This window comes from Achromobacter spanius (assembly GCF_003994415.1).
Lineage (GTDB): Bacteria > Pseudomonadota > Gammaproteobacteria > Burkholderiales > Burkholderiaceae_B > Achromobacter > Achromobacter spanius_C.
The window spans coordinates 3,739,507-3,755,330 of sequence record NZ_CP034689.1 but is presented as its reverse complement, the minus strand read 5'-3'; the positions used below and the strand labels follow the sequence as shown (position 1 = coordinate 3,755,330).

Sequence of the window (15,824 nt, the reverse complement as noted above, 5' to 3'; positions counted from 1 at the left end):
TTACTGGATAAAAAACCAGCTATCCGGCCCGGCCGATGTTTCCCCCGCACCGCTACTACTACCTGCACAATTTCCAGCGCGCCTTGGCGTGGGTCGGCGACCGCTATGCCGACCTGCTGGACGCTGACGAGCACCGCTTCCTGGCTGACTTCCAGGCCTTGCCGCAAGCCTCGCAGGCCCTGATGGTGCGCATGCTGATGCGCCGTGGGCCCTGGTTTCGGGCCAGCCGGCTGGTCTATGAAGAAATCGGCAGCACAGTGGATGCCGCCGTGCCGCTTGCGGCGCTGGGTTGGCTGGACGCGCGGGCGCCGATGACGCTGGACGAATTGTTCTGCCTGCATACCAAGCCGGAAATCTGCCGGTTGTATTCTGGCCAGCCCCTTAAATCCTCCTCCCGCAAAGCCGATCTGCTGGACGCCCTGCGCGCCGCCCACGGCTCCCCCCGCCCATACGCCGAATGGTTTCCTGGCGCGAAAGAACCCGTCTGGCGCGTGATGGTGGGCGACCTCTGCGAACGCTTCCGCTTGATGTTCTTTGGCAACCTGCACCAGGACTGGTCGGAATTCGTGTTGGCCGACCTGGGCGTATTCCAGTACGAAACCGTGCCGTTTGATGCGTCGTCGCGCGCGTTCCAGACGCGCGCGGACGTGGACGCCTACCTGGTGCTGCATGCCTGCCGCACGGCGCTGGATGATGGCGCGGACATTGCGCCCTTGCTGGCGACGGTGCAAGGCGGCGTCAGCCAGAACGCCTGGCTGGAAAAGCGACGCGCCAAGGTGCTGCTGCGCATCGGGCAGGCGTGTGAACGCGCGCAGGATTGGGCGGCGGCGCAAGCGGCCTATGAGCACTGCGCCTACCCCGGCGCGCGCCATCGCCGCATGCGTGTCCATGAACGCATGGCCCGGTATGACGAGGCTTTGGCCCTGGCGCTGCAAGCGCGCGACGCGCCCGAAAGCGAAGAGGAAAGCCAGCGCGTGGCGCGCATGTTGCCGCGCTTGTATCGCGCGCTGGGGCAGGCGCGGCCGGCGCGCCCGCCGGCCCACGCTGTGCCCCGCACCGACCTGACGCTGCAACGGCCGGCCACGCCAGCGTCGGTGGAATTCGTCACGCGCGACCACCTGCATCAAGACGATGCGCCCGTGCACTACGTGGAGAACGCGCTGCTGAATTCCCTGTTTGGCCTGTTGTGCTGGCCAGCCGTGTTCGCGCCCTTGCCAGGCGCGTTCTTTCATCCGTTCCAGCGCGGCCCGGCCGACCTGGACGCGCCCGATTTTCACGAACGTCGCCAGGCGCTGTTCGCCGATTGCCTGGCGCAGTTGGATACGCCCGCCTATCGCGACCTGATTCTGCAACGCTACGCCGACAAGGCGGGCGTGCAGTCGCCGTTTGTGTTCTGGGGCGCCTTGTCCGAAACCTTGCTGACCCAGGCGCTGGATTGCCTGCCCGCTGCGCACCTGAAGCTGGTGTTTACCCGCCTGCTGCGTGACGTGAAGACCAACCGTTCAGGCCTGCCGGACCTGATCCGCTTCTGGCCGGCCGAGCGCCGCTATGAGCTCATTGAAGTCAAAGGCCCCGGCGACAAGCTGCAAGACAACCAGATCCGCTGGTTGCAGTACTGCATGGCGCACGGCATGCCGGTCCGTGTTTGCCACGTTACGTGGCAGGAGGGCGCGGCATGAGCTACGCCGTGGCGGTGCGCGCGCTGTGCGAATTCACGGCGCGGGCCGGTGACCTGGACTTGCGCTTCACGCCCGCGCCCAGCGGGGTAGAGGGCATGGCGGGGCACGCGGTCGTGACCGGGCGGCGCGGCCCGGCGTATGAGACCGAGGTGTCGCTCTCCGGCCAGCATGAAGGCCTGCTGGTGCGTGGGCGCGCCGATGGCTATGACCCTGTTGCCAATCAGCTTGAAGAGATCAAGACGTATCGCGGCCAGTTGGACAGCGTGCGCGAGAACCATCGCGTGGTGCATTGGGCGCAGGCGCGGGTCTACGGGCATCTGCTTTGCCAGGCGCGCGGGCTGGAACAGGTGCGCGTGGCGCTGGTGTATTTCAACGTGGTCACCGAGGAAGAAACGGTGCTTGTGGAAACGCACGATGCCGCGGCGCTGCAAACGTTCTTCCAGGAACAATGCAGCCGCTTTCTGGCATGGGCCAAGACCGAACTGGCGCATCGGCAGACGCGCGACGCGGCGCTGGAAAAGCTGGCGTTTCCGCATGGTGAATTTCGTGCCGGGCAGCGCGATCTGGCCGTGGCCGTGTACCGCACGGCGCGCGATGGGCGCTGCCTGATGGCGCAGGCGCCCACCGGTATCGGCAAGACGCTGGGCACGATCTTCCCGCTGCTCAAGGCCAGCCCTGGTACGGGCCTGGACAAGATCTTCTTCCTGGCGGCCAAGGGCTCGGGCAGGGCGCTGGCGGTTCAAGCGCTGGACACGGTCAACGCGCAGCCCGCCGCGCCCGGCTTGCGCGTGCTGGACTTGCAGGCGCGCGACAAAACCTGCGAGCATCCGGATCTGGCCTGCCACGGGGATTCCTGCCCCTTGGCGCAGGGCTTTTACGACCGCCTGCCCCAAGCGCGCCAAGCGGCGGTGCAGCACGCACGGCTGGACGCGCCCACGGTGCGCGCCGTGGCCCGGGAACACAGCATCTGCCCCTACTACCTGTCGCAAGAGCTGATCCGATGGAGCGACGTGGTAGTGGGCGACTACAACTATTACTACGACTCTTCGGCCATGCTGTACGCCATGACGCAGGCCTACCAATGGAAGGTGGCGGTGCTGGTGGACGAGGCGCACAACCTGGTTGACCGCGCGCGGCGCATGTATACGGGGGAATTGGATCAGGCCTCGTTGTCGGCAGCGCGTTATGCCGCGCCCAAGGCCTTGAAGAAGCCGCTGGATGGCTTGCAGCGGTCGTGGAATGCCCTGAACAAGAAGCAGGCAGAACGCTATCAGGCGTATGACGCGGTGGCGCCGGGTGTGTTGGCGGCCGTGCAGAAAGCGGTGGGCGCCATCATGGAATACATGGCCGAATCTCCCTTGCCGCAAGACGACCCGGTGCTGACGTTCTACTTCCAGGCGCTGCAATTCATGCGCCTGGCTGAACAGTTCGGTTCGCATGCCTTGTTTGATGTGACGCTGTCGGACGTGGGCGTGGCCAGCGCCAAGACGCGGCCGTCCACCTTGTGCGTGCGCAATGTGATACCCGCGTCTTACCTGGCGGCGCGCTATGCGGCGGCGCACGCCACCGTGCTGTTTTCGGGCACCTTGAGCCCGCAGCAGTTTTATCGCGACACCTTGGGGCTGCCCAACGAAACCCCGTGGATCGACGTGGCCGCGCCGTTTCAGGCCGAGCAACTGGCGGTGCGGGTGGTGGGCAATGTGTCCACCCGCTATCGCGACCGCGAGCGTTCGCTGGCGCCCATCGTTGACCTGATCGCCACGCAGTACGCGGAACGCCCGGGCAATTACCTGGGCTTTCTCAGCAGCTTTGACTACCTGCGCCAGGTGTCCGACCTGATGCGCGCGCGCCATCCTGCCGTGCCCATCTGGCTGCAAACACCGGGCATGGACGAAGCGGGCCGAGCAGGGTTTCTGGCGCGTTTTACCGAAGCCGGCCAGGGCGTGGGCTTCGCGGTATTGGGCGGCGCGTTCTCGGAAGGGGTGGACCTGCCCGGCAAGCGCCTGATCGGCGCTTTCATTGCCACGCTGGGCCTGCCGCAGGTGAATGCCGTGAACGAAAACATGAAGCGCGCGATGGACCTGCGCTACGGCGAAGAAAACGGCTACGACTACACCTATCTGTACCCCGGCATGCAAAAGGTGGTGCAGGCGGCGGGCCGCGTGATCCGCACCGAAAGCGATGTGGGCACGGTCCACCTGATTGACGACCGCTATCGGCGCGCCAAGGTACGCGGGCTGCTGCCTAGCTGGTGGCGGGTGGACTGAGCCGCGCCGCAACCGTTTCGCGACGGCCCAGCAGCAGGGTGATGCACAGCGCGGTCAGCACGGCAATGCCAGCCAGGGCATGCAGCACGTGACGAAAGGCGGTGTCATAGGCGTCATGCAATAGCGGCATGGCCTGGGCCGCAGCGTGCGGTAGTTGCGCCGCGGCTTGGTCCAACTGGCCCAGCGCCGCGCGGTTGGCGGCCATTACCAGCGCTTGCGCGTTCAGGAGGCTGGACTGCGCGTCGGGCAGGGTGGCTGACAACTGCGTCTGGATCAGTAGCGCCAGCAGCGCGCTCAGCACCGCGATGGCGACGCCGTCGGCCGACACGCGCACCGTGTTGAAGATGCCGGTCGCCATGCCGACATTGCGCGCATCGACCACGCTAACGGCCATGGCGTCCATCAAGCCCCAGGGCAGGCCGATGCCGCAGCCGATCAACAACATGGGCATCCACAGGCCTGCCGCGCCCGCGGCCATCACATCGGCCAGCCAGATCAAGCCCGCCGCCACCGCGATCAGTCCGATGGCCGACAGCAGGCCAGGGCGGAACCAGCGCGTCAGCAGCGCGGCCAGGAACGGCACCACCAGCAAGGGCGCGGCCAGGCCGATCATCAGTTGCCCGGCCTCAAGCGCGCTATAGCCGTCGATGCCGATGAAGCGACCGGGCAGCAGCGCAATCAGCGCAATGAACAGAAACGCTGGCGACGCGGCCAACACCTGCACACCCACAAAGCGCGGGTTGCGAAACAGGCTCAGGTCCAGCATGGGGCGGGCGACGCGGCGTTCAATCCGCACGAAGGCCACGGCCAGCAGCACGGATGCCAGCAGCGCGCCGAGCACATGCGCGTCCGTCCAGCCCGCCTCGGGCGCCAGCAGGATGCCGTAGGTGAACAGCCCCAGCGCGCCGGTAAAGCTGATGGCGCCCGGCCAGTCCAGCCGGCCTTGCGCCACGCCTGCCGTGGGGCGCACGCTGATGGCCACCATGACGGCGCCCAGCAGGCCCACCACGCCCGTGGACAGAAACACCCACTGCCAGCCGGCCGCCTGCACCATCCAGCCGGAAGCCAGCGGCCCGAACGACAAGCCGATGCCGAACGTGGTGCCCAACAGGCTGAATGCACGGGTACGCGCCACGCCATGGAATAGCGGCGCCAGCGACGACATGGCGGCGGCAAACGCGGCCGCGCCGCCCACGCCTTGCATCAGGCGCAGGAAGTTGATCCAGGCGGTGGTGGGCACGAAGGCAATGGCGAAGGTCGTGATGCAAAAGACTGCCAAGCCCAGCAGCCATACCCGGCGCGGCCCGACCAGGTCGGTCAGGCTGCCGGCTACCATGATCACGCTGCCGTAGGCCAGGATGTAGCCGTTCAAAATCCAATTCAGTTGCACGGGTGTGCCGCCCAGGTCGTGGCTGATGGATGGCAGCACCACGGCGGGGCCGGTGAAGCACAGGGGTATCAGCAGCGCGGTAAGGCATGCGGATAGCAGTTGCAGCCAACGGTGGCGGGGCGCCGGAAAGGGGGTGGAAAGGTCAGGGGTAGGCATGGCGCACATCAGGGAATACAAAAGGGATGGCCAGCTTATGGCCCCCGGAATGAAAGAAAAATAGGCTAGGATTCCCGTCATTCCGGACATTTTTGTCCGCATGGGAGCGTGGTGGATGGATAGCCTGAGCGGCATTGGGGTGTTCGTATTGGTGGCGCAGGCCGGCAGCTTCGCCGAGGCGGGGCGTGTGCTGGGAGTGTCGCCGTCGGCGGTGGGCAAGAGCATTGCGCGGATGGAAGCACGCTTGAAGGCACGGCTGTTTCATCGCAGCACTCGCCAGCTTGCGCTGACCCCGGAAGGCGAAAAATTCCTGGATCGCTGCCGCCGCATCTTGTGCGAGGTCGAAGCGGCCGAACTGGAATTGTCGGCCGCGTCCGACGCGCCGCAGGGCAAGCTGCGGGTGAGCCTGCCGCGCTATAGCGGCTTGTACGACGCCAGCATCGCCAGCTTCATGCGGCAATACCCCAAGGTGGAACTGGACCTGGATTTCACGGACCGGATGGTGGACGTTATTGGCGAAGGCTATGACGCCGTGGTCCGCACGGGCGAAATGGATGACTCTGGCTTGAAACGACGCCGCCTGGGCGCGTTTCGTCGGGTGCTGGCCGCATCGCCCGACTATCTGCGCCAGCACGGCACGCCCAAGCGCGCAGCCGACCTGCTGGGCCATGCCTGCCTGCATTACCGCTATCCGGCCACGGGCCGTCTGGAAAAATGGCCGTTCAAGCTTGGGCCGGACGCTCGAGCGCCCGAGCTGCCTTTGACGCTGGTATGCAACAGCGTGGAAACGCGGATTGCGCTGGCGGTGGGCGGGCAGGGCATTGTCTGCCTGCCGGACTTCACGATCCGCCGGGAACTGGCGGCGGGGCAATTGCAGATCGTCATGGAAGACCGCACACGGGGCGGCGGCACGATGTGGGCGCTTTGGCCGGCCAGCCGCCATGCGTCGCCCAAGCTGCGCGCGTTCATCGACCACCTGGCGCAGCATTTGTTTCCATAACGGCCGTAACGGCCATAACGTCCGTAAAGGCCGTGCCGGCCCCGGCCAGGTTGCGTAGTATGTCGGCTGGGTGCACGGGCCCACGCGCCCGCCTGACAACGACCAAGAGAACCCGGAGACCTTCGCATGCCCCTCGCCACGCCGACCGACGCCGCCAGCCTGAACCCCATTGTCGCCATGCCGGCGCATGCCTTGTCGGACGCGATCCGGCGCCGCGAGTTGTCCTGTGTCGAGGTCATGCGCGCCTACCTCGCGCATATCGACAGCGTCAACCCCAAGATCAACGCCATCGTCGCCCGCCGCGATACCGACGCGCTGCTGCGCGAAGCCGCCGAGCGCGATGCGCAATTGGACGCCGGCCAATGGCTGGGCTGGATGCATGGCATGCCGCAGGCGCCCAAGGACCTGACGGCCGTGCGCGGCATGGTCACGTCGATGGGCTCGCTGGTCTACAAGGACCAGGTCACGCAGCATGATTCGATCATCGTCGAGCGCATGCGGGCGTCGGGCGCCATCTTCATTGGCCGCACCAACGTGCCGGAATTCGGCTTGGGCTCGCATACCTATAACCAGGTCTACGGCACGACGGGCAACCCCTACGACCCGTCCAAGACGGCGGGCGGCAGCAGCGGCGGCGCGGCGGCGGCGCTGGCCGCGCGCATGCTGCCCGTGGCCGACGGCAGTGACTTTGGCGGTTCCTTGCGCAACCCGGCGGCGTTCTGCAATGTGTACGGCATGCGGCCGTCGGCGGGGCGCGTGCCGTTCGGACCGTCGCCCGAGGTGTTCCTGAAGCAACTGTCCTATGAAGGGCCGATGGGCCGCACGCCGCGCGACGTGGCGCTGCTGCTGTCGGTGATGGCGGGGCATGACAAGCGTTCGCCCTTGTCGCTGCGCGACGACCCCGCGCAGTTCGCCACGGCCTTGGATGCCCCCTCAGACGCGGACCCGCGCGGCAAGCGCGTTGGCTGGCTGGGCGACTGGGGAGGCTACCTGCCCTTGGAACCGGGCATTCTGGACGTGTGCGCCCAAGGCTTGGCCACGTTGGATACGGTGGGCTGCGACGTCGTCGATTACAAGGTGCCGTTTGCGGGCGACCGGCTGTGGCGCATGTGGCTGACGCACCGCCACCTGATGGTGGGCGGTCAATTCCATGCGCTGGTCCAAGACCCGCAGACGCGCAAGCTGGTCAAGCCCGCGCTGATCTGGGAAGTGCAAGGCCTGGAAGGCATGACCGCGCACGACGTCTATCAGGCCACGCAAGAGCGTAGCGCCTGGTACCAGACGGTGCTCGCCATGTTTGAAGAGGTCGATTTCCTGGCGGTGCCGTCGGCGCAGGTGTTCCCGTTTGACGCCACGCTGGACTGGCCCAAAGACATTGCCGGCCGCGCCATGGACACCTATCACCGCTGGATGGAAACCGTGACGCCCTGGACGCTGGCCGGCTGCCCGGTAATCAGCGTGCCGGTGGGCTTTAGCCCGCAGGGGCTGCCGATGGGCATGCAGTTGATTGGCCCGCCGAACGCCGACCTGGACGTGTTGCGCTTGGCGCAAGCCTACGACCAGGCTTGCGATTGGGTGGCCGCTCACCCGCCCGCGTCGCTGTGGCAGGCCGCCTAGCCACCTAGCCGCGCGGGCTTGCGGTACGCACAGTCACGGAAAAACACAAGTTTTGGTAAACGGCCTTTGCGTGTTTCTGACGGAAGCCTCTATTTTTACGGGGTTTCCCTAGTTTTTCGTGGCTGACCGAACCCGCCTTTGTAATAATCAGTGCATTTCCCCACATCCCGTCATGGATGGCGTGGGCGTGGTCGTGTTGCACCTGCACAAAGGTCTCCCTGAATGAAGAATCTGACTCTCCGCCAACGCATCCTGGCCAGCTTCATGGTCATTCTGGCCATCATGACCTTGATGGTGGTGGTCGATTACCGGCGCCTGCTGCACATAGAAGACGAAGTGGTGTTGATCAACACGGATGCCGTGCCGGGCATCTACTACAGCACGTCGATACGTGCGTCGTGGCTTGCCGGCTTCGTGGTGGTGCAGGACGCCTTCAACAGCGATTCCGACGCAGAGCGCCGCACGGTACTGGAAGGGCTGCCCGATAGCGATCAGCAATTGGAGGAAAACATCGAGTTCTACCGCCGCACGATTGCGCGCGCGGAAGACCGGACGATGTTCGCCGATTTTGAGAAGGCCTTGCAGGACTACAAGCGCATTCGTGCCGACATTCTGGGCACCGCCATGGCGGGTGACCCGGTCGTGGCGAAAAGCCGTGTCAAGAACGAATTGCGGCCCGCCTTCTACCTGGGCCGCGACATCCTGGCGAAGATGGTGCTCGAAAACAAGAAGCAGGCCGACGAAGCCGCCGTCAGCATCAAGCAGGCCGTGGATGCGGCCGAATACGACATGCTGGTGTCGCTGGGCCTGGCGATCGCGGCGGCGATCGTGTGCGGCATTTTGCTGATGCGCGCCATCGGCAACCCCATGCGTCAGATCGTCAATACCCTGGAATCCACCGGCAGCGGCGACCTGACCCGCCGTTTGTCCCTGGCGCGCAAAGACGAATTCAACGCCATTGAAACCGGCTTCAACGGCATGGTGGACGAACTGACCGGGCTGGTTGGCAAGACCCAGCGGTCGGCGGTGCAGGTGGCGACGTCGGTGACCGAGATTGCGGCCACGTCCAAGCAGCAGCAAGCCACCGCGTCCGAAGTGGCGGCCACCACCACCGAAATCGGCGCCACCTCGCGTGAAATTTCCGCCACCTCGCGCGAGCTGGTGCGCACCATGACCGAAGTGTCCAGCGCCGCCGAGCAGACCGCGTCGCTGGCCGGAAGCGGGCAGGTTGGACTGGCGCGCATGGAAGACACGATGCGCAACGTGGTGGGCGCGGCGGGCTCGGTGAACGCCAAGCTGGCCATTCTGAACGAGAAGGCCGGAAATATCACCCAGGTGGTTACTACGATCACCAAGGTGGCGGATCAGACCAACCTCTTGTCGCTCAACGCCGCCATCGAAGCGGAAAAGGCCGGCGAGTACGGCCGCGGCTTCGTGGTGGTGGCGACCGAAATTCGCCGGCTTGCGGATCAGACCGCCGTGGCCACCTATGACATCGAACAGATGGTGCGCGAGATCCAGTCGTCGGTGTCGGCCGGCGTGATGGGCATGGACAAGTTTTCGGAGGAAGTGCGCCGGGGCATGGCCGACATGCAGCAGGTGGGCGACCAGTTGTCGCAGATCATCCAGCAGGTGCAGACGCTGGCGCCACGCGTGCAGATGGTCAACGAAGGCATGCAGGCGCAAGCGACCGGCGCCGAGCAGATCAACCAGGCTTTGCAGCAGTTGAGCGACGCCGCCCAGCAAACGGTGGAATCCCTGCGCCAGTCCAGCCTGGCGATTGAAGAGCTGACGGTGGTGGCCAACGACCTGCGCAGCGGCGTGTCCCGCTTCAAGATCTGAGCTTCTCATGGCGCAACTTGCCCCATCCCTCCATCCCGGCGGCCTGAATGCGGCAGCCGCCGCGCGGCGCTTGTACCTGCTGTTTCGCATCGGCGGCGACCGCTATGCGCTGGACGCGGGCGAGGTGATCGAGGTGCTGGGCTTGCGCGTGCTGAAGCAGGTGCCCGGCGCGCCGTCGTGGGTGGCGGGCATGCTGCATTGGCGCGGTAGGCCCGTGCCCGTGATCGACATGAGCGCGCTGGCGGGCCAGGATGCCGCCGCCCGGGTCACCAGCACCCGTTTGGCGCTGGTGCATTACCGGGCCGACGCGGCCGAGCAGGTGCTGGGGCTTATTCTGGAACAGGCGACGGAAACCGTGCATTACGACCCGACCGCCTTCCAGCCCGCTGGCCTGGACAACCCGGATGCGCGCTACCTGGGGCCGGTGCTGAACGACGCCCACGGCATGGTGCAGGCCGTGGGCGTGAACGACCTGCTGGCGCCGCCCGTGCGGGCGATGCTGTACCCGGCGAGCCACGCGCGCGAGGTCCGGCCATGATGCTGATCGATGAGTTCAGCGCCTTGCTCAAGCGCAAGATGGGGCTGGACAGCGGCTCCATCGGCAAGGCCGCCGTTGAACGCGCCGTGCGCCACCGCATGAACGCCGTGGGCGTGGCGGACGAACACGACTTTCTGCGTCGGCTGCACATGGCGGCCGACGAGATGCAGCAGCTGATCGAAGCCGTGATCGTGCCCGAGACCTGGTTCTTTCGGTATCCGGAATCGCAAACGGCCATGGCCGGCCTGGCGCGTGAACGCTTGTTCGCGCCCGGGGTGCCGGACAGCCGGGTGCTGCGGATATTGAGCGTGCCGTGCGCCAGCGGCGAAGAGCCGTACTCCATCGCCATGGCCTTGCTGGATGCGGGCGTGCCGGCCGCGCGTTTTCAGGTGGACGCCGTGGACATCAGCGAGCGCATGGTGCAGTTCGCGCAGCGTGCCGTGTATGGCCGCAACGCCTTTCGTGGCGGCGACCTGGCCTATCGCGACCGCCACTTTGTTGAAACGGCCGAGGGCCATCAACTGAACCCGCAGGTCCGCGAACGGGTCCGTTTTCAACACGGCAATCTGTTCGACGGCGACCTGCTGGCGGGCGCCGCACCCTATGACTTTGTGTTCTGCCGCAACTTGCTGATCTACTTTGACGGGCCGACCCAGGAACGTGCCGTGCAGGTGCTGCGTCGCTTTGCGCGCGACGACGGCCTGGTCTTTGTGGGGCCGGCGGAAACCAGCTTGTTGACGCAACGCCGCCTGCCCGCGCTGCCAATCGCGCGGGCATTTGCATTTCGCGCGCAGCCCTTGCCACCGCCACCCGAACCCCCCATGCGGGCCTGGGGCACAGCCGGGTCGATGGGGGCCAATGGGGCTGCCCCCATCGTGCATGCCTGGTCGCCGCCCCGGCGGCCCGTGGCGCAGGCGCCGGCAGCGCGCCTGCCCTTGGCGCATGCGGCCATTGCCCCTGCGCCTGGCCATGGCGACCACAGCGCGGCAAGGGGCGATTGCGCCATGCCCACGGGCAGCACCAGCGCCACGGCATCTCTGCGCCAGATTGCGCAGATGGCGGATCGCGGGCGCGTGCAGGATGCGCTGGCGCAATGCCGCGCGCACATAGACCTGCACGGCGTCAGCGCCGATGCGCTGCATCTGCTGGGCCTGCTGCAAGACGCGGCGGGCGACGCAAGCCAGGCGCAAGCGTCGTACCGCAAGGCGCTGTATCTGGACCCCACCCACCGCGAGGCGCTGCTGCATCTGGCCGCCTTGATTGCGTCCTCCGGTGACATCGAAGGCGCGCGCCGCCTGCAGGCGCGTGCCGCGCGACAGGAGGCACGACGTGATTGAGTCCCCCGCGCGCTTGTCCGACGTTGACGACTGCTGGAACCGCATCGGTATCCGCGGCGACAAAAGCTGCGAGCAATTGCCCGCGCACGTGCATTGCCGCAACTGCCCGGTCTATGCGGCCGCCGCCAAACGCATTCTGGACCGGCTGCCGCCACAGCTGGATTCGTCTGACAGCGATATTGCCCAGATCCGGCAAGATGTTCGCTTGTCTTCGCTGCTGGTGTTTCGCGTCGGCGGCGAATGGCTGGCGCTGCCGACACGGGCGTTGGACGAAGTGGCCGCCAGCCGCCAGATTCTGGCGCTGCCGCATCGCCGCGACCCGGCGGTGCTGGGCGTGACCAATGTGCGCGGCACCTTGACCGTATGTGTGTCGGTGGCGCGTCTGCTGGGCTTGCACGGCGCGTCGGACGACACGCGCGACCGCCCCGGCGCGGCGCGCATGCTGATATTCGGTGGCGCGGGCCGGGCCGTGGTGCTGCCCGTGGACGAGGTTGAAGGTATCCATGCCGTCAACCTGGACCAACTGGAACCGCTGCCGTCCACCGTAGAGGGCGCCAGCCTGAAGTATTCGCGCGGCGTGGCGCAGTGCGGCGGCCGCAGCGTGGGCGTGCTGGACGAAACCCTGCTGATGCAAGCTTTGGAACGGAGCCTGGCGTGAACCCCGACGAAATGCGCGACGCCTCTTTGCTAGAGCTGTTCCAGCTTGAAACCCGCACGCAGGTGCAGGTGCTGAACAACGGCCTGCTGGCGCTGGAGCACGACCCCACCTCGGCGGCCCAGCTTGAAGCCTGCATGCGCGCGGCGCATTCGCTCAAGGGGGCGGCCCGTATTGTGGATCTGCACCCCGCCGTGCGTATTGCGCACGCCATGGAAGACTGCCTGGTGGCCGCGCAGGAAGGGCGGCTGCGCTTGCAGGCGGACGATATCGACGCCTTGCTGCTGGGTACCGACCTGCTGCAGCGGGTGGCGACGCCCGGCGCGGAACTGGGCGGCGAGATCGATGACCTGGTGGTGCGCCTGAGCAATGCGTGCGCGGCACCCAAGGCACCCGCCACGCCCGCCGTGTCCGCATCAGCCTTTGCGCTGGCGCGACCGCCCAGGCCGTCGGACTTCCTGCCGCCCATCGTGCGCATCGAGGATACGCCGACGCCGACCTCGGCGCCCACCCCCACATCTCCCGCTCCGCCGACCGCACGCCGCAGTTCCGATCAAGGCATCTTCGAAGGCGAGCGCGTGTTGCGCGTCACCGCCGACACGCTGAACAAATTGCTGGGCCTGTCCAGCGAGACGCTGGTGGAGTCGCACTGGGTTGGCCCCTTCGGCGCGTCCATGCTGCGCTTGCGGCGTTTGCAGGCGGGCGCTGCGCAGGCACTGGATGGCGTGCGCGGCGCGCTGGCGGGCCAGTATGTGGACGCGCGCGTGCAGGCAGCGCTGGACGACGCCCAGCGCATCGTCGAGCAATGCCAGCAGGAACTGACCCAGCGCACCAATGAAGTGGATGAGTTTGGCTGGCGCATGAGCCATCTGGCCCAACGCCTGTACGACACCGCGCTGGCTTGCCGCATGCGACCGTTTGCCGACGGCGTGGGCGGCATGCCGCGCATGGTGCGCGACCTGGGCCGATCGCTGGGCAAGCAGGTGCGGCTGGAAATCGAGGGCGACACCACGCAAGTGGACCGCGACATTCTGGAAAAGCTGGACGCGCCGCTGATGCATCTGCTGCGCAACGCGGTGGACCACGGCATTGAAATGCCGATGGATCGGCTAGACGCCGGCAAGCCCCCGGAAGGCCTGATCAAGCTGTCGGCGCGGCATTCCGCCGGCATGCTGGTGGTGGAACTGAGCGACGACGGCGCGGGCATTTCCTTGGACCGGTTGCGCGGGGAAGTCGTGCAGCGCAAGCTGACCACGGCTGACACGGCAGCGCGCCTGAGCGAAGCCGAGCTGCTGGAATTCCTGTTCCTGTCCGGCTTCAGCACGCGCGGCGAAGTGACCGAGATATCCGGGCGCGGGGTGGGCCTGGACGTGGTGCAGACCATGGTGCGCCAGTTGCGCGGCGCGGTGCGCATTCATCAGACCAGCGGGCAGGGCACGCGCTTCGTGCTGGAAATGCCCTTGTCGCTGTCGGTGGTGCGCAGCTTGTTGGTTGAGGTGCAGGGCGCCATCTATGCGTTCCCGCTGGCCTACGTCAGCCATGCCTTGCAGGTGCGCAGGGAAGACATTGAACAGTTGGAAGGCCACCAGCACTTTCGGTTCATGGACCGGCAGGTGGGCCTGGTGTCGGCGCGGCAGATCCTGCGAGGCGGCGAGCCCGCGCCCGCGACGGAATCCGTGGCGGTGGTGGTGGTGGGCGATCACGACAAGCGCTACGGCATCGCCGTGGACCGCTACGTGGGCGAGCGCACGCTGGTGGTGCAGCCGCTGGACCCCCGGCTGGGCAAGGTGCAGGACGTGATGGCGGGCGCCTTGATGGACGACGGCACGCCGCTGTTGATTCTGGACGTGGAAGACATGCTGCTGTCGGTGCAGAAGCTGATCGAAGCCGGCCGCCTGACGCGGGTGGACGGCGCGGGCCAGGTTGCCCAGACGCGCCGCCGCAAGCGCGTGCTGGTGGTGGACGATTCCCTGACCGTGCGCGAACTGGAACGCAAGCTGCTGGTGAACCGGGGCTTTGAGGTGGCCGTGGCGGTCGACGGCATGGATGGCTGGAACATGCTGCGCAGCGAGGATTTTGATTTGGTCGTGACCGATGTGGACATGCCGCGCATGGACGGCATCGAACTGGTGTCGCGCATCAAGGCCGACGCCAAGCTGCAAGGCGTGCCGGTGATGGTGGTGTCGTACAAAGATCGCGAGGAAGACCGGCGGCGCGGGCTGGACGCCGGCGCTGACTACTATTTGGCCAAGGGAAGTTTCCATGACGACGCGTTGCTGGACGCCGTCGAAGACCTGATCGGGAAGGCACTGACGTGAGAATCGGCATCGTCAACGATCTGCAAATAGCGGTTGAAACCCTGCGGCGCGCCATCGCGCTGGAACCCGGGCTGGAAGTGGCATGGGTGGCGTCCAACGGCGAAGAGGCCGTGGCCCAGTGCGCGCGCGACCGGCCCGACGTGGTGCTGATGGACCTGATCATGCCCGTCATGGATGGGGTGGAAGCCACGCGCCGCATCATGGCCGAGTCGCCGTGCGCCATTGTGGTGGTTACCGTGGACGTGGCCCGCCACACCGCGCGGGTGTTCGACGCCATGGGCCACGGCGCGCTGGACGCGGTCGATACGCCCGTGGTGGGCGGGGGCGATCTGCGCACCGCCGCCGCGCCCTTGCTGCGCAAGATACGCAACATAGGCTGGCTGATCGGTCGCTACGGCAGCCGGCCCAACTTGACCCCCGTGCCCAAGGCTGCCCCCCGCGCCGATGCGCAGCGGCTGCTGGTCATCGGCGCATCGGCGGGCGGCCCGGCCACGCTGGCCCAGTTGCTGCGCGACGTGCCGCTGGATTTTCCCGCCGGCATTGTGCTGGTGCAGCATGTGGATGCGTCGTTTGCCGCGGGCATGGCCGACTGGTTGAACGACCAGGTGCTATTGCCCGTGCGCTTGGTGCGCGAAGGCGAACGCCCCTTGCCGGGCCAGGTCCTGCTGGCGGGCACCGACGACCACCTGCATCTGCTGGCCGACGGCACCCTGCGTTACACCCCGGATCCCAAGGAAAGCCTGTACCGGCCGTCCATCGACGTGTTCTTTCATAGCGTGGCGCAGCACTGGCGCGGCACTGCCGTGGGCGTGCTGCTGACCGGCATGGGCCAGGACGGCGCGCGCGGCCTGAAGGCCATGCGCGAACGCGGCTGTCTCACCATTGCGCAAGACCAGGCCACCAGTGCCGTATACGGCATGCCCAAGGCGGCGGCCGCCCTGCAGGCAGCGGTGGAAATCAAACCGTTGGACCAGATCGCGCCGCGCGTGATCCAGGCCTTGGCCTGAGCGCCCAACATTGCAAGA

Annotated in this window: 11 protein-coding genes; 10 read left to right on the top strand and 1 reads right to left on the bottom strand. The window is 66.6% G+C overall.

From position 1 onward, the window contains the following. The first annotated feature begins 35 nt into the window (after positions 1-35). Both ELS24_RS17060 and ELS24_RS17055 read left to right on the top strand, forming a co-directional pair. Complete coding sequence (locus ELS24_RS17060) at positions 36-1,679, top strand: VRR-NUC domain-containing protein (protein WP_127184799.1); 1,644 nt, start codon at positions 36-38, stop codon at positions 1,677-1,679. After that, positions 1,676-3,946 carry an ATP-dependent DNA helicase gene (locus ELS24_RS17055; protein ID WP_127184798.1) on the top strand — a complete coding sequence of 757 codons (2,271 nt, stop codon included), beginning with the start codon at positions 1,676-1,678 and terminating at the stop codon, positions 3,944-3,946. Before ELS24_RS17060 ends, ELS24_RS17055 begins: the two co-directional genes overlap by 4 nt. Here ELS24_RS17055 and ELS24_RS17050 read toward each other — a convergent pair. Beyond that, a complete protein-coding gene (locus tag ELS24_RS17050; protein ID WP_127184797.1) occupies positions 3,924-5,492 on the bottom strand; it encodes an MFS transporter in 1,569 nt (522 codons plus the stop codon). The two genes, ELS24_RS17055 and ELS24_RS17050, sit on opposite strands and share 23 nt — an antisense overlap. 115 nt (positions 5,493-5,607) lie before the next feature. Between ELS24_RS17050 and ELS24_RS17045 the strand changes: the two genes are divergently transcribed. From ELS24_RS17045 to ELS24_RS17010, 8 genes are all read left to right on the top strand, one after another. Beyond that, positions 5,608-6,492 carry a LysR family transcriptional regulator gene (locus ELS24_RS17045; protein ID WP_083447351.1) on the top strand — a complete coding sequence of 295 codons (885 nt, stop codon included), beginning with the start codon at positions 5,608-5,610 and terminating at the stop codon, positions 6,490-6,492. A 126-nt stretch (positions 6,493-6,618) separates the two neighbouring features. After that, on the top strand, positions 6,619-8,109 hold the full coding sequence (locus ELS24_RS17040) for an amidase (protein WP_127184796.1): 1,491 nt from the start codon (positions 6,619-6,621) through the stop codon (positions 8,107-8,109). A 222-nt stretch (positions 8,110-8,331) separates the two neighbouring features. Then, a complete protein-coding gene (locus ELS24_RS17035) occupies positions 8,332-9,951 on the top strand; it encodes a methyl-accepting chemotaxis protein (RefSeq protein WP_050446681.1) in 1,620 nt (539 codons plus the stop codon). 7 nt (positions 9,952-9,958) lie between these two features. Next, on the top strand, positions 9,959-10,489 hold the full coding sequence (locus tag ELS24_RS17030; protein WP_127184795.1) for a chemotaxis protein CheW: 531 nt from the start codon (positions 9,959-9,961) through the stop codon (positions 10,487-10,489). Next, on the top strand, positions 10,486-11,826 hold the full coding sequence (locus ELS24_RS17025) for a CheR family methyltransferase (RefSeq protein WP_127184794.1): 1,341 nt from the start codon (positions 10,486-10,488) through the stop codon (positions 11,824-11,826). Before ELS24_RS17030 ends, ELS24_RS17025 begins: the two co-directional genes overlap by 4 nt. Beyond that, the gene (locus ELS24_RS17020) at positions 11,819-12,484 is read left to right on the top strand and encodes a chemotaxis protein CheW (protein ID WP_127184793.1); all 666 of its coding nucleotides are present in this window, start codon (positions 11,819-11,821) and stop codon (positions 12,482-12,484) included. The genes ELS24_RS17025 and ELS24_RS17020 overlap by 8 nt, the downstream gene beginning before the upstream one ends. Next, entirely contained in the window at positions 12,481-14,799 is a 2,319-nt protein-coding gene (locus ELS24_RS17015) for a hybrid sensor histidine kinase/response regulator (protein ID WP_127184792.1), read from the top strand. The genes ELS24_RS17020 and ELS24_RS17015 overlap by 4 nt, the downstream gene beginning before the upstream one ends. Further along, on the top strand, positions 14,796-15,806 hold the full coding sequence (locus ELS24_RS17010; protein ID WP_050446677.1) for a chemotaxis response regulator protein-glutamate methylesterase: 1,011 nt from the start codon (positions 14,796-14,798) through the stop codon (positions 15,804-15,806). The genes ELS24_RS17015 and ELS24_RS17010 overlap by 4 nt, the downstream gene beginning before the upstream one ends. The last annotated feature ends 18 nt before the right edge of the window (positions 15,807-15,824 follow it).

What these genes read in the sequence shown, in the direction of transcription:
- ELS24_RS17030 (WP_127184795.1), top strand. Translation starts at nt 9,959, where the DNA reads ATGGCGCAACTTGCCCCATCCCTCCATCCCGGCGGCCTGAATGCGGCA.
- ELS24_RS17045 (WP_083447351.1), top strand. Translation starts at nt 5,608, where the DNA reads ATGGATAGCCTGAGCGGCATTGGGGTGTTCGTATTGGTGGCGCAGGCC.
- ELS24_RS17060 (WP_127184799.1), top strand. Translation starts at nt 36, where the DNA reads ATGTTTCCCCCGCACCGCTACTACTACCTGCACAATTTCCAGCGCGCC.
- ELS24_RS17040 (WP_127184796.1), top strand. Translation starts at nt 6,619, where the DNA reads ATGCCCCTCGCCACGCCGACCGACGCCGCCAGCCTGAACCCCATTGTC.
- ELS24_RS17050 (WP_127184797.1), bottom strand. Translation starts at nt 5,492, where the DNA reads ATGCCTACCCCTGACCTTTCCACCCCCTTTCCGGCGCCCCGCCACCGT.
- ELS24_RS17055 (WP_127184798.1), top strand. Translation starts at nt 1,676, where the DNA reads ATGAGCTACGCCGTGGCGGTGCGCGCGCTGTGCGAATTCACGGCGCGG.
- ELS24_RS17035 (WP_050446681.1), top strand. Translation starts at nt 8,332, where the DNA reads ATGAAGAATCTGACTCTCCGCCAACGCATCCTGGCCAGCTTCATGGTC.
- ELS24_RS17025 (WP_127184794.1), top strand. Translation starts at nt 10,486, where the DNA reads ATGATGCTGATCGATGAGTTCAGCGCCTTGCTCAAGCGCAAGATGGGG.